This is a genomic window from Collinsella sp. TF08-11AT (genome assembly GCF_003437035.1).
GTDB lineage: Bacteria > Actinomycetota > Coriobacteriia > Coriobacteriales > Coriobacteriaceae > Collinsella.
This window is the reverse complement of the sequence record NZ_QSRL01000006.1, coordinates 1-21323: the sequence shown is the minus strand read 5'-3', so window position 1 is coordinate 21323 and position 21323 is coordinate 1. Positions and strand designations below refer to the sequence as shown.

16 protein-coding genes are annotated in these 21323 nt (G+C 61.6%); 10 read left to right on the top strand and 6 right to left on the bottom strand.

Going from position 1 to position 21323, the window contains the following annotated elements; translation table 11 throughout:
• Positions 1 to 86: 86 nt before the first annotated feature.
• From DXC79_RS05300 to DXC79_RS05290, 3 genes are all read right to left on the bottom strand, one after another.
• On the bottom strand, positions 87 to 1088 hold the full coding sequence (locus DXC79_RS05300) for a P1 family peptidase (protein WP_117635393.1): 1002 nt from the start codon (positions 1086 to 1088) through the stop codon (positions 87 to 89).
• Positions 1089 to 1189: 101 nt separating this feature from the next.
• On the bottom strand, positions 1190 to 1771 hold the full coding sequence (locus DXC79_RS05295) for a nucleoside triphosphate pyrophosphatase (RefSeq protein WP_117635392.1): 582 nt from the start codon (positions 1769 to 1771) through the stop codon (positions 1190 to 1192).
• Positions 1768 to 2310: a DJ-1 family glyoxalase III gene (locus DXC79_RS05290; protein WP_117635391.1), complete on the bottom strand. Its 543-nt coding sequence runs from the start codon at positions 2308 to 2310 to the stop codon at positions 1768 to 1770. The genes DXC79_RS05295 and DXC79_RS05290 overlap by 4 nt, the downstream gene beginning before the upstream one ends.
• Positions 2311 to 2810: 500 nt before the next feature.
• Here DXC79_RS05290 and DXC79_RS05285 point away from each other — a divergent pair, with 500 nt between their 5' ends.
• The 3 genes from DXC79_RS05285 to DXC79_RS05275 all read left to right on the top strand — a co-directional run bounded on the left by DXC79_RS05285 (position 2811) and on the right by DXC79_RS05275 (position 6823).
• Positions 2811 to 3791 (top strand): EamA family transporter, encoded by a 981-nt coding sequence (locus DXC79_RS05285; protein ID WP_117635390.1) that lies wholly within the window; start codon positions 2811 to 2813, stop codon positions 3789 to 3791.
• Positions 3792 to 3912: 121 nt separating this feature from the next.
• Entirely contained in the window at positions 3913 to 5343 is a 1431-nt protein-coding gene (locus DXC79_RS05280) for a 6-phospho-beta-glucosidase (RefSeq protein WP_117635389.1), read from the top strand.
• A gap of 31 nt (positions 5344 to 5374) precedes the next feature.
• Positions 5375 to 6823 carry a PTS transporter subunit EIIC gene (locus tag DXC79_RS05275; protein WP_117635388.1) on the top strand — a complete coding sequence of 483 codons (1449 nt, stop codon included), beginning with the start codon at positions 5375 to 5377 and terminating at the stop codon, positions 6821 to 6823.
• Positions 6824 to 6998: 175 nt separating this feature from the next.
• On the opposite strand, the gene DXC79_RS10285 is transcribed toward DXC79_RS05275, so the two are convergent.
• The 3 genes from DXC79_RS10285 to ppk1 all read right to left on the bottom strand — a co-directional run bounded on the left by DXC79_RS10285 (position 6999) and on the right by ppk1 (position 11315).
• Entirely contained in the window at positions 6999 to 7277 is a 279-nt protein-coding gene (locus DXC79_RS10285) for an IS3 family transposase (RefSeq protein WP_199408649.1), read from the bottom strand.
• Between the two features lie 175 nt (positions 7278 to 7452).
• Positions 7453 to 8781 carry a 23S rRNA (uracil(1939)-C(5))-methyltransferase RlmD gene (gene rlmD, locus DXC79_RS05265; RefSeq protein WP_117635387.1) on the bottom strand — a complete coding sequence of 443 codons (1329 nt, stop codon included), beginning with the start codon at positions 8779 to 8781 and terminating at the stop codon, positions 7453 to 7455.
• An 86-nt stretch (positions 8782 to 8867) separates the two neighbouring features.
• On the bottom strand, positions 8868 to 11315 hold the full coding sequence (gene ppk1, locus DXC79_RS05260) for a polyphosphate kinase 1 (protein ID WP_233503007.1): 2448 nt from the start codon (positions 11313 to 11315) through the stop codon (positions 8868 to 8870).
• 557 nt (positions 11316 to 11872) lie between these two features.
• Between ppk1 and arcA the strand changes: the two genes are divergently transcribed.
• The 7 genes from arcA (at position 11873) to xerD (ending at position 21254) form a co-directional block, all read left to right on the top strand.
• Positions 11873 to 13114: an arginine deiminase gene (gene arcA, locus DXC79_RS05255; protein ID WP_117564676.1), complete on the top strand. Its 1242-nt coding sequence runs from the start codon at positions 11873 to 11875 to the stop codon at positions 13112 to 13114.
• Positions 13115 to 13215: 101 nt separating this feature from the next.
• Positions 13216 to 14211: an ornithine carbamoyltransferase gene (gene argF, locus DXC79_RS05250; protein WP_117584234.1), complete on the top strand. Its 996-nt coding sequence runs from the start codon at positions 13216 to 13218 to the stop codon at positions 14209 to 14211.
• Positions 14212 to 14349: 138 nt separating this feature from the next.
• Positions 14350 to 15837: a YfcC family protein gene (locus DXC79_RS05245; protein ID WP_369831814.1), complete on the top strand. Its 1488-nt coding sequence runs from the start codon at positions 14350 to 14352 to the stop codon at positions 15835 to 15837.
• Between the two features lie 556 nt (positions 15838 to 16393).
• Positions 16394 to 17875, top strand: a complete 1482-nt coding sequence (locus DXC79_RS05240; protein WP_006234276.1) for a DUF1846 domain-containing protein — start codon at positions 16394 to 16396, stop codon at positions 17873 to 17875.
• A gap of 256 nt (positions 17876 to 18131) precedes the next feature.
• Positions 18132 to 18470: a hypothetical protein gene (locus DXC79_RS05235; RefSeq protein WP_040358312.1), complete on the top strand. Its 339-nt coding sequence runs from the start codon at positions 18132 to 18134 to the stop codon at positions 18468 to 18470.
• A gap of 178 nt (positions 18471 to 18648) precedes the next feature.
• Positions 18649 to 20310, top strand: coding sequence for a CTP synthase (locus tag DXC79_RS05230; protein ID WP_117635384.1), 1662 nt, complete (start codon positions 18649 to 18651; stop codon positions 20308 to 20310).
• 2 nt (positions 20311 to 20312) lie between these two features.
• Entirely contained in the window at positions 20313 to 21254 is a 942-nt protein-coding gene (gene xerD, locus DXC79_RS05225; protein ID WP_199408648.1) for a site-specific tyrosine recombinase XerD, read from the top strand.
• Positions 21255 to 21323: the final 69 nt, after the last annotated feature.

Below are 21323 nucleotides of genomic sequence, written 5' to 3'. Positions count from 1 at the left end.
GCCACTTAATGTGGCCTTCGTCTTGCATAGGACTGTAGAGCAGCAAACGTAATGCCCGCCCGCCTCCGACCGACGGACGAGTGAGATTACCTCGCGGCGCCGGGGATGCCGTGGGAGGTTTTGGCGGTTTTGGCTCCATTTACGATGGCGGTTTCCAGGGCCCTTACGGCGAGCATGCCCAGCAGGTCTAGGGGAACGGCGGCGCTTGCCTGGGCGCCCAGTTTGCCGCTGGCAAGGGTGTAGATGGTGTCGCCGTCGTTGGTGGTATGCGTGGGGCGAATGGCGTGCGCGTAGGCGTCTGCTGCCATCTGGGAGACCTTGGTGGCCTGGGCCTTAGTGAGTTCCACGTTGGTGACGATGCAGCTGATGGTGGTGTTGGTGCGGTCGAGCGGCATCTGCATAGAGCCGGCGGCGGCAAAAGCGGCGAGCTCCATGTCGACGATCTGGTCGCTATCGGCTGCGGCGCGCATGCCGGCTACCCACTCGCCCGTGGTCGGGTCGACGACGTTGCCGCAGGCGTTGACCGAGACCACGGCACCCACCTTGACAGGGCCGAGCGCCACGGCGGCAGCGCCAAGGCCGGCCTTCATGCAGGTGGCGGGGCCCATGAGCTTTCCTACGGTAGCACCGGTGCCGGCACCTACATTGCCCTGCTCGAGTGTGGTGGGGGTGTTGTCGAGTGCCTCGCGCACGGCGGCGATGCCGGCTTCTATGTCGGGGCGCACGGTGGGATCGCCAAAGGCGAGGTCGAAGATGCAGCTGGAGCACACGATAGGCACCTGCGTGGGGCCGACGGGAAGGCCGATGCCGCGGCTCTCGAGCTCGCGGGCGACGCCGCTTGCGGCCTCCAGACCAAAGGCCGATCCGCCCGAAAGGCAGACGGCGTGGACCTTGTCGACGGTGTTCTCGGGTCGCAGCAGGTCGGTTTCGCGCGATGCTGGAGCACCGCCGCGAACGTCAACGCCGCCGGTGGCGCCCTCGGGTGCCACGATTACGGTGCAACCGGTGCCGGCCTCCTCGTCCGTATAGTTGCCATAGCAAAAGCCATCGACATCGCAGACGTCAATGGCCTCGAGCAGTGTATCCATGTTTAACTCCTATCGGTTTTCCGCCGCGCCATGTGCCCGGTCGGGATCCGTACGGTACGCCAAAATTGTAGGCGCTGGGGGATACCCAGCGCCAGATGCAATTACGAGAGCTTTTGAATCGCGCGCGCGACGCGAGCGATGGGTAGGCCCACCACGTTATAGAAGTCGCCCGATATATCATGCACGAGCATGCGTCCTCCTGTGCCCTGAATGCCGTAGGCGCCGGCCTTGTCCATGGGCTCACCCGAGGCGACGTAGTGCTCGATCTGCTCGTCGGTGAGCTCGTAGAACGTCACGTCGGTCACATCGACAAAGGACAGGCTCTCGGCGGCATGTGGGGCGGCCGTATCGCCTGCCTTAACGATGCAGACGCCGGTTGCGACCTGGTGCGTGCGGCCCGAAAGCTCACGGAGCATGGTACGCGCCTCGTCCTCGGTTGCCGGCTTGCCCAGAATCTTGCCGTCAAAGGTGACGATGGTGTCGGCCGCGACCGTCAGCTCATTGGGCTCGGCATGCTCGGCGGCAACGGCGGCGGCTTTGGCGCGTGCTAAGCGTTCAACGAGCGTAAGCGGGGCCTCGCCATCAAACGGCGTTTCGTCGATATCGGCAGGAATGATGCGAATGTCATAGCCCGCCTCGCGCATCAACTCGATGCGGCGCGGTGATTGCGAAGCCAAAATCATAGCTGAATGCCCTCGGCGACCTTCTCGACGGCCTTGTCGCCGGCGAGCGTGCGCAGCAGCTCAAGCGCAAAGGGGAGCGACTGGGCCATGCCGCTGGCGGTGATGATGTTGCCGTCTTGCGTAACCTTCTCGCCGGTATAGGCGCCTTTGGGGAAGCTTTTCTCAAAGCCAGGGAAGCACGTGGCGTGGCGCCCCTCGAGCAGGTCGAGCTCACCCAGGATAAACGGGGCGGCGCAGATGGCGGCGACGTGCTTGGTCGCGGCGAACTCGCAGACCACGTCGCAGACGCGCTGGTCGGCGCGCAGGTTGGTGGCGCCGGGCAGACCGCCGGGCAGCACGACGCAGTCATACTCGTTAAAGTTAATCTCGTCAAAGAGTACGTCGCAGGTTACGGGAATCTGCAGCGAGCTTACGACCTCGCGCGTGGGCATGATCGAGACGAGCGTGGCGCGCACGCCGCCGCGACGCATGACATCGACCATGGTCAGGCATTCAATCGTTTCAAAGCCATCGGCGGCAAGAACGGCAACGCTGGGCATAAGGGTTCCTTTCAAAAAACGGCATACAATTAGCCGTCTTATACCCCGAAGACCTCCGCTTGCCACGCTCGATTTCCCAATGTTTAAAATAGCCCCGTCCGAATTAGCTACCCCCACCCATCCTCAACAATCTCAATCTGTAACATCCATCGACCAAAACTAGCCCCAACTGTTACAGATCGAGACAGTCCCCAACAGCACCGCCCCGTTCGGGGAACGACCGCCACAGGTACGGCGGGCAGAGGCTCGCTTTTTTCCTCGGTTTTTCTTGACAGAATCTCACCTGTTGTAGTACTTTGTCCCAGTCTAAAAACGCGTGGACTTTTCTGGGCGCTAGCCACCTTTTTGCCACGCAACCGAGCAGTCGGTTGCGTGGCTTTTTTCGTCTTGGCAGCAGGTGCCACATGCACCGCCAGAAGACCGCACGAGCCCACCTTCCGACTGCAGGGAACAGACGCACGAGATGTGCGTCTGCAAGACAGCAGACGGAAGGGAGCCGAATGGCAGGAACAAACACAATCAAGCAACAGGCCGCCGGGGCGGGAGCCACGGGCGCGGGACAGGCCAAGGCGGCGCTCCAGGTCTTTGCGGGCGGCGCCTGCTACGGCGCGATGGCCACGACCTACAAGCTCGCCTACGCCGCGGGCTTCACCTCGGCACAGGTGGTGGCGAGCCAAGCGTGGCTCGGCTGCCTCTTCTTCGCCCTCGCCACGCTCGCAGGGCACGCACTCGGGCACCGCTGGCAGCGCGTGGGCTGGAAGCTCGCCCTTAAGCTCATGGGCCTGGGAGCCCTCACCTGCCTCACCTCAATCCTCTACTGCTACGCCATGAGCGTGCTGCCCGCCCCGGTGGCGCTCACGCTCCTCTTCCAGTTCACGTGGCTGGGGCTCGTGTGGCAGACCGTCATGACGCGCCGGCCGCCGAGGCCCCTCCAAGTGGCCTCCGCCCTGGCCATCGTCTTCGGGACGGTGTTCGCGAGCGGCGTTTACAAGACCGGCATCACCGGGTACGACCCCGTGGCCCTGCTCTGCGCGCTGGGTGCGGCCGTGTCCTGCTCCCTCTTTGTCACCCTCTCCGGCAAGGTCGAGGCCCCCTGCTCGTCCGAGCAGCGCGGCGTCATCGTGTGCGCGGGCTCCGTGGTCATGTCGCTCACGGTGTGCCCGGACTACGTCGTCTCGGGCGTCCTCGCCCAGGGCATCCTGCCCTTTGCCGTCATCGCCGGCTTCTTTGGCATGCTCTGCCCGGTCTTGCTCTTCGGCATGGGCTCTCCGCACCTGCCCGCGGGTCTCTCCACTGTCATGGCCGCCGCGGAACTCCCCGCCGGCCTGCTCATCGCCATGATCGTCCTCGGCGAGCCGCTCGGCGTCGTCGAGTGGCTGGGCGTCGCCATCATCCTCGCCGGCGTGTGCCTGGCACAGGTCCCCTCCCTGCTTGGAGGCCGGGAGGCACGTCGCGCCGCCGCAGGACAAGCCGTCGGCTAGTCACCCCTTCACGGGCGGCCCGCGCGCATCAGGGAAAGGGCCACGGGCCCGGCGCGTGAGGTCGCAAGGACGTTATAAAGCGTCCCCGCAGAGGTGGGGGCGCCAGAGAGAAGGAGGCACCATGCCATTTCCAAAAGGGTTCCTTTGGGGAGGAGCCACCGCTGCTAACCAATGCGAGGGAGGTTATGACGAGGGCGGCCGCGGCCTTGCCAATGTCGACGTCATCCCACACGGGTCGGAGCGCAACGACGTAAGTCGCGGCCTGAGGCGCATGCTCGACTTTGAGCCCGGGTACTACTACCCGGCCCAGACGGGCATCGACTTCTACCACCACTACCGCGAGGACATAGCCCTCTTCGCGGAGATGGGCTTTAAGGTCTTTCGCCTCTCCATCGCCTGGAGCCGCATCTTCCCCAATGGCGACGAGGAGGAGCCCAACGAGGCCGGGCTCGCCTTCTACGAGGACGTGTTCCGCTGCTGCCGCGAGCACAGGATCGAGCCCCTCGTGACCATCACGCACTTCGACTGCCCCATCCACCTCGTCAAGAAGTACGGCGCCTGGCGAAACCGCGCCCTCATCGAGCTCTACAAGCGGCTCGTGAAGGTGCTCTTCAACCGCTACCGCGGCCTCGTGCATTGGTGGATCACGTTCAACGAGATGAACATGATCTTGCACCGTCCCTTCATGGGTGCCGGCATCGTCCTCGAGCCCGGGGAGAATGCCCGCGAGGCCGAGTACCGCGCCGCGCACAACGAGCTCGTGGCGAGCGCCTGGGCCACCAAGATCGCCCACGAGGTCGACCCGGAGAACAAGGTTGGCTGCATGCTCGCCGCGGGAAGCTACTACCCCTACTCCTGTCGTCCCGAGGACGTCCGTGCAGCGCAGGTCAAGAACCAGGAGGACCTCTTCTTCGTGGACGTGCAGGCACGCGGGCACTACCCCGGCTACGCGCTCAAGATGCTCGAGCGCGAGGGCATCGACGTGGGCATGACCGCCGAGGACGAGCGCATCCTTGCGGAGAACACCGTCGACTTCATCTCGTTTAGCTACTACTCCTCGCGCTGTACCGCGGGCGACCCCGATTCCGTGGGCGGCGTCGCCGAGGGCAACGCCTTCGCCGGCGTAGAGAACCCCTACGTGCGCACGAGCGACTGGGGCTGGGTCATCGACCCGCTGGGGTTCCGCATCACGATCAACGACCTCTGGGACCGCTACCAGAAGCCGCTCTTTGTGGTGGAGAACGGCCTCGGCGCCTATGACGAGGTGCTTCCCGACGGCACGATCGAGGATGACTACCGCATCGCCTACCTGCGCGAGCACATCGAGGCCATGCGCGACGCTATCGAGCAGGACGGCGTCGAGATGCTCGGCTACACCACCTGGGGGCCGATCGACCTCGTGAGCGCGGGCTCCGGCGAGATGGAGAAGCGCTACGGCTTCATCTACGTGGACCGCGACAACCTGGGCAACGGCACGCTCGAGCGCAGGCGCAAGAAGAGCTTCTACTGGTATCAACAGGCCATCGCCACCAACGGAGGCGACCTGGGCTAACCACCCGGGCAATATCACTAAGGAGAAAATAATGGCTGAAAAATACGACGACCTGGCCAGATCCATACTCGAGAACGTAGGCGGCGCTGAGAACGTCGCCAGCGTCGCGCACTGCATCACGCGCGTGCGCTTCAAGCTCAAGGACGAGTCCCGCGCCAACACGGCCAAGATCGAGGCCCTCAAGGGCGTCATCCAGGTCATCCAGGCCAACGGCCAGTACCAGGTGGTCGTGGGTAACATCGTCGAGGACGTCTACGACGCGGTCCTGGAGGCCGGCAACTTCTCGAGCGGCGCAAGCGCCGACGACGAGCCCCAGGGCGAGAAGACCGTGGCCTCCGTCATCATCGACCTCATCTCTGGCATCTTCCAGCCCATCCTGGGACCGCTTGCCGCCGCAGGCATCATGAAGGGACTGCTTGCCCTCATCACCTACTTCGTCCCGGACTTTGCAAACGACGGCCTCTACACGCTGCTCTACACCGTGGCTGACGGCTTCTTCTACTTCCTTCCCGTCGCCCTGGCGTTCAGTGCCGCGCGCAAGTTCCGCATGAACGAGTTCACCGGTGTGGCAATCGGCGTGGCGCTCCTCTACCCGACGATGGTCGCCCTGACCTCGGGCGAGGCGCTCGGCAGCATCGACCTCGGCGTGGCCGGCACGTTCTCGTGGTACGCCACCGCCCTCGGGATCCCCATCATCATGCCCGTGTCCGGCTACGTGAGCTCGGTGATCCCCGTCCTTCTCATGGTGTGGTTCGGCTCTATCCTTGAGCGCTGGCTCAAGAGCTGGATGCCGGCTGCGCTCAAGATGTTCCTTGTCCCGCTCGCCACGATGACGGTCTCCATCGTCTTGGGCTACCTCATCATCGGCCCGGTGGCCACCCTCATCACCAACCTGCTGAGCGCGGCGTTCTCGTTCATCTTCCAGCTCCCCGTGGTTGGTTCCGTCCTGGGCAGCGCCCTAGTCGGCGGACTGTGGATGTGCCTCGTCATCTTCGGCTTCCACTGGAGCCTCATCCCCATCTCCATCATGAACCTGAACACCCTCGGCCACGATAGCGTGCTCGCCGCCACCATCGGCCACGGGTTCGCACTCGGAGCGGTCATCTTTGCTATGTACCTCAGAAACAAGGACGAGCGCTTCCGCGGCATCGCCCTTCCCGCGATGATCTCCGCCTTCTTCTTCGGCGTCACCGAGCCGGGCATCTACGGCATCGCCCTCCCCAACAAGCGCGCGTTCGTCGTGGCATGCCTGAGCTCCGCCGTGGGCGGCGCCATCGTGGGAATGACTGGCGCTCTCATGTACATCTCGGGCGGCCTCGGCGTCTTCAACCTGCTCAACTTCATCGACGGGACCCCTGGTGGCGCCGGGATCTCCCATATGATCTTCGCGATCATCGCCTCGCTCATTTCCGCCGTCCTGGCCTTTGTTATCGAGTTCATCACCTACCGACCCAACGACGAGGAGGAAGGCGCCCACTAGCTTGCGCCCTCCTCAATCAGCTCTATGTAATTGAGGAGCAGTTGAGGTGGGTGAGGGCCGAGGGCGATCAAGGTGGCCGCCCTCGGCCCGGGACAACCTGCCAGAAGGCGTTTAGCTTTCTCGGGCGGCGCTGAAATGAACTGCGCCCCGATACTTGGACGGGCCAATTAGCGGCCTATGCCGCACATGGGGACTGATTTCGGAACTCCTCCGGGGCCAGTCCCTTTTGCTTAACCCGCCTCCTCTTGTTCCAGTGAACGGTGTAGGCGTGGAGGTCCCGCTTGAACTCCTCGAAGCTCCGCCACGTCCGGTTTCTGTAGAACTCGTCCTTCAGGCGCCCGGGCAGCAGCTCCGTCGCAAGAGCTCGCCCTCGCGCGCCGCCGGCCCCGGCCGGGTCCGGGCGCCCTTCGGCCTTCGGTGCGCCCGTATCCCCTGTCGCAAAACTCTGCTGCAAGAGTCCTCAGCGTGGCGTCGTGTCCGACTTTCCCGTCCATAAAGAAGCCCCCCATTTCTAATGTCCAAGAAATGAGGGGGCGGTTCAATTTCGGGACGGGGATTAAATAATCATTCAGAACAATTTTTTATCCCCGTCCCAGAAAAATCATCGGGCGTGGTCTTGGGCAAACGGTCTAGTTACGCTTGAGGTGGACGACGGTTTCGCAGTGGAAGGTTTGCGGGAACAGGTCGACCGGTGTGATCTTGACGGGGGAGAAGGTGCCTTCCTCGACAAAGCGCTTAAGGTCGCGCGCCAGGGTGGCAGGGTCGCAGCTCACGTAGGCGACATCGCGGGCACTCGTGCTCGCGATGAGGTCGATGGCCTCGGGCGCCAAGCCTGCGCGTGGCGGATCGACTACCAGGACATCGGCGTCCTGATCGGGGAACTCGCGCACCGCGTCGCCGCCGATGACGTCGACGTTATCGAGTTTGTTGATCTCTAGGTTACGGCGCAGGTCGCGTACGGCCGGTCCGTAGGCCTCGACAGCGGCAACAAAGTCGCAGCGGCGGGCGAGCGGCAGGGTGAAGGTTCCAGCTCCGCAATACAGGTCTACGGCAAGTTCGTCTTCCTGCGGGTCGAGCGCCTCCATGACAAGCTCGATCAAAATCTCGGCACCCTTGGTGTTGACCTGGAAAAACGACGGGGCCGAAAGGCGCATCTGGCCGTCGGCGATGTTCTCGGTCCAGGAGCCCTCGCCGGCGAGCATCTCAACCTTGGAGACGCGGCGGGCCTTCTTCTCACCCTTGCTCATAACGCGCACTATGCTCGTGGGGTGTGCGGCGTCTGCCAGCACGCGCGAGACCTGCGAGCGCGGAAACGAGCCCGTGGGCGTCCAGAGCGCGATTTCGAGCGCCTTGGTGCGACGCGAGGCGCGAATGCCCACGCGCTCCAGGCCTAGGTCGTGGCTGCCGCTCAGATAGTTGAGCGCGCCGACGACCGACTTGAGCGCCTTGGGAAAACGTTTATCGAACAGCGGACACGAATCGACGGTCACGATCTTGCTGGGGTCGACACCGTGCATGCCAAGGCGCACGCGACCGTTGACGACGGTCGGCTCCAGCTCGATTTTATTGCGGTAGCCCCAGTCGTCCTTGGTATGGCGGATGGGCTGTACCAATTCATCCGCCTGTTCGGGAGCGAACTTGCCGATGCGCTCGAGCGTGGAGCGCAGGTTTTGCTCCTTGGCGGCGAGCTGTGCCGTGCGTGAGAGATTGCCCCACGAGCAGCCGCCGCAGATGCCCACGAAGGGGCAGGGGGGCTGAATGCGATCGGGGCTCGGCTCCAGAATCTCGGTGGTGCGGGCGCGCATGAACGATTTGCCGTCCTGCACGATCTCGGCCTCGACGGTGTCGCCTGCCACGGCGCCCTGCACAAAGACGGCCTTGCCGTTGTCGGCGTGCGCCAGCCCGTCGGCGCCGTAGGTCATCGATTCTATAGTGAGCTTCATATTCCTGCCTGTCATTCGCGGTCTTGTCCGCAACCATGGTAGCAGGGAAAAGCGCCCCGTATCTGGGGCATTCCTCAAATACGGGGCGCTTCTACAAACGTCTATTTCGTCTTGCCGGTAATGAGCGTCTTAAGGCCTAGGCCGATCAGGCCCAGACCCATACGCACGCGGCCGGGGCGATGGCGCTCGATGGCCTTGGTCTTGCCGGCGGGTTTCTCGCGGCGGGCGCTTGCATGGGGCGCGGACTTGACGGTCTGCGGCTGAGGCTGGGGCTGGGGCGCAGGCTCGGGTTCGGATTCCAGGTCGGGTTCAATGACGGTTGCCTGGACCTTCTGGACCTTGGGAACGTCCGCCTGGGGCTTGGGCTTGGGGCCCAGAACAGGTGCGGATTCCGGTTTTGCTTTGGCGACGGGCTCCGAAGCCACGGCTGCGGACTCGGCGTTGCGATAAGCGCGCTCCAACAGGAACTCCTGCGAGTTAAAGGGCTTCTCACCCTCTTTTCGCTCTACGGGAACCCAGGTGCCGTCGCTCGTCAGGCTACGTGCCTTCACGTTGTCGCGCAGCTGCACGCCCATGTACTCGTGCACCAGCGCGCGGCAGGTGGGGTCGAGCACGGGGAAGGCGATCTCCACGCGGTGCTCGGTGTTGCGCGTCATCATGTCGGCCGAGCTCAGATAGATCATGTCCGAGTCCACGCCAAAGGCGTAAACGCGTGCATGCTCCAAAAAGCGCCCGACGATAGAACGGACATGCACGTTCTCGGTCTTGCCCGGAACGCCGGGCTTGAGGCATGAGATGCCGCGGATGATCATGTCCACGCGGACTCCTGCACACGATGCCTCGGCGATCTTGTCGATGACCTCGCGGTCGGTGAGCGAGTTGAGCTTAAAGAACACACGGGCTGGCTCGCCAGCGAGGGCGCGCTGGATCTCGCGATCCAGGCCGCGCATGATGAGCGGCTTGAGGCCCACGGGCGCCACGCCCAGGAAGCGGTAATCGCCGCGCAGGTTGCCCAGCGACAGGTTGCGGAAGAACAAGTTGGCGTCCTCGCCGATGCCGGGGTGGGCGGTCATGAGCATAAAGTCGCTGTAGAGCTTGGCCGTCTTCTCGTTAAAGTTGCCGGTGCCCAACAGCGTCAGGCGTGTAAGCGCCATGCCCTCGCGATAGGTGAGCTGGCAGATCTTGGAGTGGCACTTAAAGCCTTCGGAGCCGTAGATGACGGTGCAGCCTGCCTCTTCCAGACGCTCGGCCCACTCGATGTTGTTCTGCTCGTCGAAGCGGGCGCGGAGCTCCATGAGCACCGTGACCTCTTTGCCGTTCTCGGCGGCATCGATCAGCGACTCGCACAGGCGGCTTTGCTTGGCCACGCGGTAGAGCGTGATGCGCAGTGAGATGCACTCGGGGTCGTAGGCGGCCTCGTGCACCAGATCCAGGAAGGGGTTCATAGCCTCATAGGGATAAAAGAGCAGCTTGTCGTGCTGAAGTACCTGCTCGCGGATGGAGCGGGTCATATCGATGGTGGGATTGGGCTGCGGCTTAAACGGCGTAAAGAGCAGCTCGTTGCGCAGGTGCTCGGGAATCTTGCCCTCGATGCCAAAGACATAGCCCAGGTTGAGCGGGATATCGCAGGTAAAGACCGAGCGACGCGGGAGCTCGAGCGCCTTGCGGATAGTCTTGAGCGTCGCTTTTTCGAGTGAGCCCGAGACGGCGAGCACTACCGGCTGCAGGCGCAGGCGCTTCTTGAGGATACGCTTCATGTGCTGGCGGTAATCCTCTTCCTCCTCGACGCCCTCGCCGTCCGGGTCGATATCGGCATTACGGGTGACGCGGATGAGCGCGCGGTCGAGCGGCTTATAGGAGCCAAAGCAGCTGTCCAGGCAGGCGAGGATGACGTCCTCGAGCAGAATGTAGGAGTAGGTGCCGGTGGGCGAGGGGATCTCGACCACGCGGTTCATCGAGGCGGGAATCTCGATCAGGCCCAGCAGACTTTCCTCGTCGGTGACGCCGTCCAAGCCGCAGGCCAGGTAGAGCGCGCCGTTGCGCAGGTTGGGGAAGGGGTGGCGCGGGTCGATCACCAGCGGCGAGATGACCGGCGACACGTAGGCCTGGAAGTAGCGGGTGACAAAGGTGCGCTCCTCGGGCGTAAGCGAATCGATGCGAGCGCGGTGAACGCCTAGGGTGTCGAGCTTGCCCTCGATGCTCTTAAAGATGGACTCCCATCGGGTAAGGAGCCCGGGCATTTCGGTCATGACAGCATCGACCTGTTCGGAGGCGGTCATATTGCTCTTGTTGTCGACAGGCTGTTTTTTGAGCTCCGCCAGATCGGACAGGCCGCCCACGCGCACCATGAGAAACTCGTCGAGGTTAGACTCGAAGATCGACACGAACTTTAGACGCTCGAACAGCGGAACGGTCTCGTCGAAGGCTTCGTCAAGCACACGGTTATCAAAGCGCAGCCAGCTGAGCTCTCGGTTCTGCGTGTACGAGAAGTCGCGCGGCGGTTTGCGCAGCTTTGCGGCGGCTTGCTTTTTTTCGATTTTGCTCGGCATATGCATCTGTCCGTTCAGTCCCCGCAGGGGACGGTTGCCTAACACTATTCACTATTGTCTCAATTTAGTCGACTTGTGGCACGGACGTATTGTGCGAACGGTATCTTAACCTACTTCTTACGCTGTCAAGCCATAGAGCTGACGCCCGTCGCGTTGCGAAAAACGGTCTAGATCCTCACTCAACTGCTGAGTATGTGTGAATAAGAATGATAGATAGCTGAATATCATCGAATACAGGCAGAAACGTAAACAAGCGTCATTTATATACATAAAACCGTTGTAGATATGCAATTCTTAATCGAAAGATTGGAGTTGTAATTGCGAATGATTTTTGAGAAAAAAGAGCGTTTACCTTAGAAAAGCTACTTTAGAACGCCGAAGTGCATTATGGGGGAATCATATTCGATATACCGTTCATCGAACTTTGTTGACCGTTCGGGGGCGAGGTGGAATTGCGGTTGGAATTTGGATATAACTAGAGCTGTCAGTAAGCAGCACCCGTTACGGAAGGGTGCTGAGAGATTCGGCCGAAAGGCCCGAAAGAAAGGTAGGAGGCCATGACGAAAGGTCTGCACGTGCCTTCCGAGATCGGCAAGCTCAGGAAGGTCTGCCTGCACCGTCCCGGCGACGAGCTCCTCAACCTGCCGCCCGACGAGCTCGAGCGACTCCTGTTCGACGACGTCCCGTTCCTGGAGGTCGCGCAGCAGGAGCACGACACCTTCGCCCAGATCCTGAGGGACCAGGGCGTGGAGGTGCTCTACCTCGAGAACCTCGTCGCAGAGGTGTTCGACCAGGTCCCCGGCGCCCGCGCCGAGTTCACCGACCAGTACATCGCCGAGGCAGGCATCCGCGGCCAGCACATGCCGCAGATCGTCCGCGAGAAGCTGGACTCCATCGAGGACAACCTCGAGTTCGTCAAGAAGACCATGGCCGGCATGACCAAGGCCGAGATCGACATGCCCCTCACGGCGTCCACGACCCTCGACTCCCTGGTCAACTCCGAGTCCGAGTCCGACCTGATCATCGACCCGATGCCCAACCTCTACTTCACCCGCGACCCGTTCGCGGTCGTCGGCGAGGGCGTCAACCTCAACCGCATGTACTCGGTCACCCGCAACCGCGAGACCCTGTACGGCAAGTACGTCTTCAAGTACCACCCCGACTACAAGGACGTCTCCCTGTACTTCCGCCGCGACTGCCAGTTCCACACCGAGGGCGGCGACGTGCTGAACATCAACGAGAAGACCCTCGCCGTCGGCATCTCCCAGCGCACCCAGGCGGCCGCCATCGACGTCATGGCCCAGAACATCTTCTGGAACTCCGACTCCAAGGTCGAGCGCATCCTGGCCTTCGACATCCCCGTCTCGCGCGCCTTCATGCACCTCGACACGGTCTTCACCCAGATCGACGTCGATAAGTTCACGATCCACCCCGCCATCATGGGCACCCTGCGCGTCTACGAGCTGACCGCCGGCAAGAACCCGGGCGAGGTCAACATCCGCCTGATCGAGGACACCCTCGAGCACGTCCTGGAGGACGCCACCGGCGTCGACCAGGTCAAGCTGATCCCCTGCGGCGGCGGCGACCCGATCGCGGCCTCCCGCGAGCAGTGGAACGACGGCTCCAACACCCTGTGCGTCGAGCCCGGCAAGATCTGCGTCTACGCCCGCAACACCGTCACCAACGACGTGCTGTACAAGGAGGGCCTGGACCTTCTCGTCGTGCCCTCCGCCGAGCTCTCCCGCGGCCGCGGCGGCCCGCGCTGCATGAGCATGCCCTTCTGGCGCGAGGACCTCTAAGTCTTTAACGTTCCGGTGCGGTCCCCCTACAACCGCACCGGTTTCGCCCGTCAAACGGGCACCACTTTTTAGTAATTCACTTTTTCGAAAGGATACGAACCATGGGTGTTAACCTCTCCGGCCGTAGCTTCCTCAAGCTCCTCGACCTCACCACCGAGGAGATCGAGTACCTGCTCAAGCTCTCCAAGAACTTCAAGGACATGAAGCGCGCCGGCGTTCCTCACCGCTATCTCGAGGGCAAGAACATCGTCCTGCTCTTCCAGAAGACCTCCACTCGTACCCGCTGCGCCTTCGAGGTCGGCGGCATGGATCTGGGCATGGGCGTCACCTACCTCGATCCGGGTTCGTCGCAGATGGGCAAGAAGGAGTCCATCGAGGACACCGCCCGCGTTCTCGGCCGCATGTATGACGGCATTGAGTTCCGTGGCTTTGCCCAGGACGACGTCGAGGAGCTTGCCGCTAAGTCCGGCGTGCCCGTGTGGAACGGTCTGACCACCGAGTGGCACCCCACCCAGATGCTCGCCGACATCCTGACCGTCCAGGAGAACTTCAACTACGACATCAAGGGCAAGACCCTCGTCTTCATGGGCGACTGCAAGAACAACGTCGCTCGCTCCCTCATGGTCGTCTGCTCCAAGCTCGGCATGAACTTCGTGGCCTGCGGCCCCGAGGAGTGCATGCCCGCTGACGACGTCATCGAGGCCTGCAAGCCCATCGCCGAGGCCAACGGCTGCACCATCAAGCTGACCACCGACGTCAAGGACGGCGTCACCGGTGCCGACGTTCTCTACACCGACGTTTGGGTCTCCATGGGCGAGCCCGACGAGGTCTGGGCCGAGCGCATCGCTCAGCTCACCCCGTATCGCGTTACCTCCGAGGTCATGGCTATGGCCAACCCGGGTGCCATCTTCCTGCACTGCCTGCCCAGCTTCCACGACACCAACACCACGATTGGCGCCGAGAAGTGCGAGCAGTTCGGCATCACCGAGCAGGAGGTCACCGACGAGGTCTTCGAGAGCCCCGCTTCCAAGGTCTTCGACGAGGCCGAGAACCGCATGCACACCATCAAGGCTGTCATGTACGCTACGCTCAAGTAAGAGCATCTAGCATCTCGCTCGGGGTGCATTGCTGCGCACCCCGAGCACTTTTGTCTGGTAAAAATCTCGCACCGAACGACATGCACGGCACGGAAGAGCCGCTTCGGGCGAGATCAGTAAATGATTTATGAAGGGGGGATGAGAACTATGACTGAGACCGCTAAGAAAAAGCGCGGTATGCCTTCATCGTTCACCATTCTTCTTGCTCTGCTGGCAATCGTCGCGGTTGTTACCGTTATCGTCTCCGGTACGTCCGGTGGCGCGGTTACCGCTGCCCGCTTGAGCGATTTCTGCACCGCCCCGGTCAAGGGCTTCGCTGACGCTCTGCCCGTCTGCCTCTTCGTTATGATCCTCGGCGGCTTCCTCGGCATGATGACCGAGACCGGCGCCCTGGACAACGGCATTGCCGTTCTGGTGCAGAAGCTTAAGGGCAATGAGATCATGCTCATTCCCGTGCTGATGCTCATCTTCTCCCTCGGTGGTACCACCTATGGTATGTGCGAGGAGACCGTTCCCTTCTACGCCCTGCTCGCCGCTACCATGATGGCTGCTGGCTTCGACCCCATGGTCGGCGCTGCAACCGTCCTGCTCGGCGCTGGCTGCGGCTGCCTCGGCTCCACGGTTAACCCGTTTGCCGTCGGCGCTGCCGTCGACGCTCTGACCGGCGTTGGCATTGAGGTCAACCAGTCCATCATCATCGGCCTCGGTGCCGTCCTGTGGATTGTTACCACCGCCATGTCCATCTTCTTCGTCATGAGCTATGCCAAGAAGGTCAAGGCTGACAAGGGTTCCACCATCCTTTCGATGCAGGAGCTCAAGGACGCCGAAGAGGCTCACGGCAAGGCTGCTTCCGAGGTTCACAAGGAGGTCAAGCTCACCGGTCGTCAGAAGGGTGTTCTGATCGCCTTTGCCTTCACCTTCGTCGTCATGATCGTCGGCTTCATCCCGCTGGCCGACCTTAACGAGGGCGTCGCCAACTTCTTCGATGCTGGCGCTGTCTATGACGCCGACGGTAACGCCATCGTTCAGGGCTGGTCTGCCCTGATCACCGGCCTGCCCATTGGTCAGTGGTACTTCGACGAGGCTTCCACCTGGTTCTTCCTCATGGCTGTCCTGATCGGTATTATCGGCGGCCTGTCCGAGAAGCAGATCGTCAACACCTTCATCACCGGCGCTGCCGACATGATGTCCGTTGTCCTCGTCATCGCCCTCGCCCGTGGTATCTCCGTCCTCATGGCTAGCACCGGCCTCGACGTCTACGTCCTCGACGCTGCCGCCAATGCTCTGGCTGGCCTGTCCGGCGTGATCTTCGCTCCCATGAGCTTCCTGGTCTACTTCGGCCTGTCCTTCCTAATCCCCTCGACCTCCGGTATGGCTACTGTCTCCATGCCCATCATGGGGCCGCTGGCTGTTAAGCTCGGCTTCTCGCCCGAGGTCATGGTCATGATCTTCTCCGCCGCCATCGGCGTCGTGAACCTGTTCACCCCGACCTCCGGCGCCATCATGGGCGGTCTTGCCCTGGCCAAGATCGAGTGGACGACCTGGCTCAAGTTTGCTCTTAAGCTCATCGTCGCTCTCTCCGTCGTCTGCGCCATCATCCTGACCGTCGCTTGCGTGATGCTCTAAGTACCCCTTGGGTACCCCACGGAAACCATGACGATCCTGTAAAGGATCACCTGGTCATCGTCTGTCCGGTGGGGTAACCCCACCGGTAGACTCCTACCTTTAGCCTCCTCCCGTTCCGTGCGCGGGAGGGGGCGCACTTATGTTGCGCGGTTCTACGAACCGCGCAACCAGTTGACGCTGCGCGCCGCCCAGGACGACAATTTGTCATTCAAAAGGCAAGGCATGACCAAAAGGTCTATGCCTTGCCTTTTTCATGCCAACTTGTACGTCCTGGACGGCGCTCGCTGTCCGTCCTCTGCCTGCGGCGCTTTCCATTGTTGGTGCAGGGGCGCTTTGCCTACTCTGGCGGGCTTTCGCTGGCTTATGCTCAACCTGCGACGTTTTCATTGTTGGTGCTGAGTGCCTTGTTTCCCGTTCCAAATGAGCCACCCCGGGTCCCCGGCGGTTGCGGTGGGCGTGTTTGGTTGGTGCCTGTTGATGGCCTGGGCATCGGGGGGGGCAGGCTCCGTTATAATCGCGTAGGAACTTAATTTACGAAACGGGACGGGAGCCATACATGCGCCAGGGTTTCGACAACGCGAAGTATATCGAGCTGCAGGCTGCTCACATTAAGGAGCGCATCTCGCAGTTTGGCGGCAAGCTCTATTTGGAGTTTGGCGGTAAGCTGTTCGATGACTATCATGCGAGCCGAGTGCTGCCGGGTTTTGAACCGGACAGCAAGTTCCGCATGCTCAAGAGCATCGCCGACGATGTCGAGGTTATCATCGCGATCAACGCGAACCACATCGAGAAAAACAAGGCTCGTGGTGACCTTGGCATTACCTATGACGAGGATGTGCTGCGCCTGGTTGACCTGTTCCGCGGCAACGGCTTTGCTGTCGCGGCCGTGGTCATCACCCAGTACGCTGGACAGCCCGCTGCCGATGTGTTCCGCAACCGCCTGAACGCGCTCGGTATTCCCGCCAAGCTGCACTATCCCATCGAGGGGTATCCGCACGATGTCGATCTGATCGTGTCCGACGACGGCTATGGCAAGAACGAGTTTGTCGAGACCACCCGACCGCTCGTTGTCGTGACGGCGCCCGGCCCTGGCTCGGGCAAGCTCGCCACTTGCCTGTCTCAGCTCTATCACGAGCACAAGCATGGCACGGCCGCCGGCTATGCCAAATTCGAGACCTTCCCGGTTTGGAATCTGCCCCTTACGCATCCGGTCAATATTGCCTACGAGGCCGCCACGGCAGACCTCGATGACGCCAACATCATCGACTCCTTCCACCTGGAGGCCTACAACAAGACCACGGTCAACTACAACCGCGACGTCGAGGCCTTCCCGGTAGTCCGTGCCCTGATGGAAAAGATCCTGGGCAAGAGCCCCTACCAGAGCCCTACGGACATGGGCGTCAATATGGTCGGTTTTGCCATCACCGATGACGATGCCTGCCGCGACGCTTCCAAGATGGAGATCGTCCGCCGCTACTTTACCGCGGTCGAAAATGTGCGCCGTACCGGCGTGGGCGATGAGCAAGTCGACCGTCTCAAGATTATTATGAAGAAAGCCGGCATCGATAAGAACTACTCACCGGCGCGCTCGGCGGCCCTCACCAGGGAGCAGCTGACGGGTGGTCCCGTGGGTGCCATGGTCATGCCCGATGGCTCCGTGGTGACCGGTAAGACCTCCACGCGCCTGGGCGCCGCAAGTTCGCTCATTATGAACGCCCTCAAGCATGTCTCGGGCGTCGACCTTGAGCTCGAGGTCATTAGCGATGAGGCGATCGAGCCCATCAGCAAGCTCAAGACGCATTTCCTGGGCAGCAAAAACCCGCGCCTCCACACCGACGAGACGCTTATGGCGCTGTCGATCACCTCGGCCACGAGTGAGACGGCCGCTCGCGTCCTTTCGGGCCTGGAGCAGCTGCGCGGTTGCGATGCCTTCTTTAGCGTGATTATCTCGCCGACGGACGAGACGGTACTGCGCAAGTTGGGCATCAACGTGTGCTGCGAGCCCAAGTTTGAGCGCCGCGGTTTCTTCCATCGCTAAGTTTGAAGCACCGCGGTAATTGCATTGCATTTTGGCCGTATCGGGTTAGCGCCCGGTACGGCTTTTTGATCAATAAAGCGTCTATTTCGGCGAAAAATAGCTGTTTACCTGCCTAGAAACAATTTGAGCGGTATACAATAACCGTAACTGTTTCATCCTTAGCGGGATGCCGCATGATGGATATTACCTGCCATCGTGAGGTGTGTCGGTCGCGCACGGCGCGTTAGATGCTCGTGCTCGGTTTGAGGAGGCTGCTATGGCGGGCAAGGGTCGTGCGAGTGTCAACGATATGAAGCGTGTCGAGGTGCTGGTGTTGATGGAGATCGACCAGCAAACCGAAGACAATGGCGGGCCGTATGGTTTCTCGCGCAAAACGCTTGCCGAGCGCGTGGGGGTTTCGCCGTATCGTGCCCGCGCCGCAATCGATCGCTTGGATTCCGAAGGTATGATTGATGTCGTCTCGCGTTATAGCGACGACGGCGGTCAGCTTGCAAATGGCATTTGCCTCACCGAACGTGGTGAGTGGTATCTTGAGGGCGTCCGTACCGGCATGCTCGTTCAAGAAATGCTTGAGGACGAGGTTGCTGATCGATAGCAGCATGTAACCCTTGCCATAGTGACGCCGCCTGGGAAACCGGGCGGCGTTTTGTTTCAAGATTGAGAAATGCAATCGCACGCGAGAAAAAATGCGGACGGTCCGCGGCGCGAGTATTACAATGAAGACCCGTAAGATGTGGATAAACAACTTCTACGGGAAGCGCAGGTAACTCAATATGACCAAGCATGTGTTCGTAACCGGTGGCGTGGTTTCGTCCCTGGGCAAGGGTATCACCGCGGCCTCGCTGGGCCGTCTGCTCAAGTCGCGTGGCTACAAAGTAACGATGCAGAAGGCCGACCCGTATCTGAACGTCGACCCCGGTACCATGAGCCCGTTCCAGCATGGTGAGGTCTTTGTAACCGAGGATGGTTACGAGTCCGACCTGGACCTGGGTCATTACGAGCGCTTTATTGATGAGAACCTGACCCGCGATTCCAACTTTACGACCGGTGCCATCTACAAAAGCCTAATCGCCCGCGAGCGTCGCGGCGACTTTTTGGGCGGTACCGTGCAGGTGATTCCTCACGTCACCAATGCCATTAAGGACAAGTTTCGCCGCATCGAGGAGCAGACCGGCTCCGATGTAGTCATCACCGAGCTGGGCGGCACGATCGGCGACATCGAGTCCCAACCGTTTGTCGAGGCCATCCGTCAGTACCGCAAGGAGGCCGGCTCCGAGAACGTCTGCTACATCCACGTGTCGCTCGTTCCCTATATTGCCGCCGCCCACGAGGTCAAGACCAAGCCCACGCAGCATTCCGTCAAGGAGCTCCGCAGCTTTGGCATCCAGCCCGATATCATCGTGCTGCGCTCCGACCACCATATCGATGACGCTATCCGCGGAAAGATCGCAAGCTTCTGCGACGTCGACACCGATTGCGTCTTTACCAATGAGGACTGCGCGAGCATCTACGACGTGCCGCAGCTGCTTGCCGAGCAGGACTTTGACCTGCGTATTTGCGAGCGCCTGGGCCTGGACCCGCGTGAGCGCGACATGAGCGAGTGGAATGAGTTCCTGCGTAAGCAGAACCATGCCAACCATCACGCCGATAAGGTTAAGATTGCCGTCGTGGGTAAGTACACGCAGCTGCCCGATGCGTACCTGTCGGTTATCGAGGCCCTGCACCATGCGGGCGTCTTCTACGATCGCCATGTGGACGTCCAGCTGGTCGACGGCGAGAGCCTCGACGAGCAGAATGTCTCCGAGGTTCTGGGCGACGCCTCGGGCATCCTGGTCCCCGGCGGCTTTGGCAAGCGCGCCCTGGAGGGCAAGATCCTCGCGGCCGAGTTTGCCCGTGAGCACAAGATTCCGTATCTGGGCATTTGCCTGGGTATGCAGGTCGCCGTGTGCGAGTTCGCCCGCAACGTCGTCGGCCTTGCCGGTGCCAGCTCCTCTGAGTTCGATCCGGACGGCCCGTTTAGCGTCATCGATCTGATGAGCTCGCAGGAGGACGTGACCGAGAAGGGCGGCACCATGCGCCTGGGCGCCTATCCGTGCAAGCTCGCCGCCGATACCCTTGCTCGCGAGGCATATGGCGAGGAACTCGTCTACGAGCGTCACCGTCACCGCTTTGAGTTCAACAACGCCTTCCGCGACCAGCTCGAGGATGCCGGCTTGGTTATCTCTGGCCTCTCGCCCGACGAGCGCCTGGTCGAGATGGTCGAGCTGCCGCGCGACGTGCATCCGTGGTATGTGGCAACCCAGGCTCACCCCGAGTTCAAGAGCCGTCCGACTAATCCGCAGCCGCTGTTCCGAGAGTTCGTGCGCGCTTCGATCGGCCAGCACGAGGGTGTCGACCGTCTGCAGGTGACGCCCATGAACCTCGCTACGGACTAAGGGTGCCGGCGAATAAGGAACATACCGAAGCTACTCCCTCGTCGCTCGCCGTGGCGGCGGGGGAGTATCTCGATTACCTCGCGGTCGAGCGGGGCTTGGCGCGCAACACGATTGTGGCCTATCGTCGTGACCTGACGACGTACTGCGCCTATCTGGAGCGGGCGGGTATTGTGTCTTTTGAAGAGGTGACCCGTCAGGTCGTGGAGGGCTTTGTCGCCGATCGCCGCGGCGGAGGCTATTCCGACGCCTCGGTGGAGCGCGCGCTTGCTGCCGTGAAGGGCCTGCATGCCTTTTTGGTGCGCGATGGGATTGTGGCCCAAAATCCAACGGCGGCGTTGCGCCTGCCTAAAAAGGCTGAGCGTTTGCCGGAGTATCTATCGGTGGAGGATGTCTCGGCGCTGCTCGATCAAGACTTTCCCGAGGGCGAGATGGGACTGCGCGACCATGCCATCTTGGAAGTGCTCTACGGATGCGGTTTGCGTGTGAGTGAGCTGGTTGGGCTCGATGTGGGCGATATCCATATTGACGATGGCTTTGTACTCGTTCGCGGTAAGGGCTCAAAGGAACGCCTGTCCCCACTGGTGGGAAGCGCGGCGCGAGCTCTGACGCTCTATGTAACTGAGGGACGTTCTCGCTTGGCGGCCCATGCCCGCGGAACCGAGACCTCGGCGGTCTTTTTAAATAAGAACGGACGTCGCCTGTCGCGCCAGGGCATCCATGCCATCTGTGAGCGCTACGGGCGCCAGGTGGGGCTGGTGGGACTCCATCCCCATACCTTGCGCCACTCCTTTGCCACCCACATGCTCGCGGGCGGTGCCGACCTGCGTGTGCTGCAGGAGATTTTGGGCCATGCCGATATTTCGACCACGCAGGTCTACACGCATGTCGACCGAACGCAACTGACCGAGGTCTATCTGGCGGCGCATCCGCTAGCACATCGCTAGCACCTCGCTGACCTGCATATTTATAAATACTAAAGGGGACGGGCCCCAGATTGCCGAGACGCACTTTTG

What these genes read in the sequence shown, in the direction of transcription:
- DXC79_RS05300 (WP_117635393.1), bottom strand. Translation starts at nt 1,088, where the DNA reads ATGGATACACTGCTCGAGGCCATTGACGTCTGCGATGTCGATGGCTTT.
- DXC79_RS05295 (WP_117635392.1), bottom strand. Translation starts at nt 1,771, where the DNA reads ATGATTTTGGCTTCGCAATCACCGCGCCGCATCGAGTTGATGCGCGAG.
- DXC79_RS05290 (WP_117635391.1), bottom strand. Translation starts at nt 2,310, where the DNA reads ATGCCCAGCGTTGCCGTTCTTGCCGCCGATGGCTTTGAAACGATTGAA.
- DXC79_RS05285 (WP_117635390.1), top strand. Translation starts at nt 2,811, where the DNA reads ATGGCAGGAACAAACACAATCAAGCAACAGGCCGCCGGGGCGGGAGCC.
- DXC79_RS05280 (WP_117635389.1), top strand. Translation starts at nt 3,913, where the DNA reads ATGCCATTTCCAAAAGGGTTCCTTTGGGGAGGAGCCACCGCTGCTAAC.
- DXC79_RS05275 (WP_117635388.1), top strand. Translation starts at nt 5,375, where the DNA reads ATGGCTGAAAAATACGACGACCTGGCCAGATCCATACTCGAGAACGTA.
- rlmD (WP_117635387.1), bottom strand. Translation starts at nt 8,781, where the DNA reads ATGACAGGCAGGAATATGAAGCTCACTATAGAATCGATGACCTACGGC.
- ppk1 (WP_233503007.1), bottom strand. Translation starts at nt 11,315, where the DNA reads ATGCCGAGCAAAATCGAAAAAAAGCAAGCCGCCGCAAAGCTGCGCAAA.
- arcA (WP_117564676.1), top strand. Translation starts at nt 11,873, where the DNA reads ATGACGAAAGGTCTGCACGTGCCTTCCGAGATCGGCAAGCTCAGGAAG.
- argF (WP_117584234.1), top strand. Translation starts at nt 13,216, where the DNA reads ATGGGTGTTAACCTCTCCGGCCGTAGCTTCCTCAAGCTCCTCGACCTC.
- DXC79_RS05245 (WP_369831814.1), top strand. Translation starts at nt 14,350, where the DNA reads ATGAGAACTATGACTGAGACCGCTAAGAAAAAGCGCGGTATGCCTTCA.
- DXC79_RS05240 (WP_006234276.1), top strand. Translation starts at nt 16,394, where the DNA reads ATGCGCCAGGGTTTCGACAACGCGAAGTATATCGAGCTGCAGGCTGCT.
- DXC79_RS05235 (WP_040358312.1), top strand. Translation starts at nt 18,132, where the DNA reads ATGGCGGGCAAGGGTCGTGCGAGTGTCAACGATATGAAGCGTGTCGAG.
- DXC79_RS05230 (WP_117635384.1), top strand. Translation starts at nt 18,649, where the DNA reads ATGACCAAGCATGTGTTCGTAACCGGTGGCGTGGTTTCGTCCCTGGGC.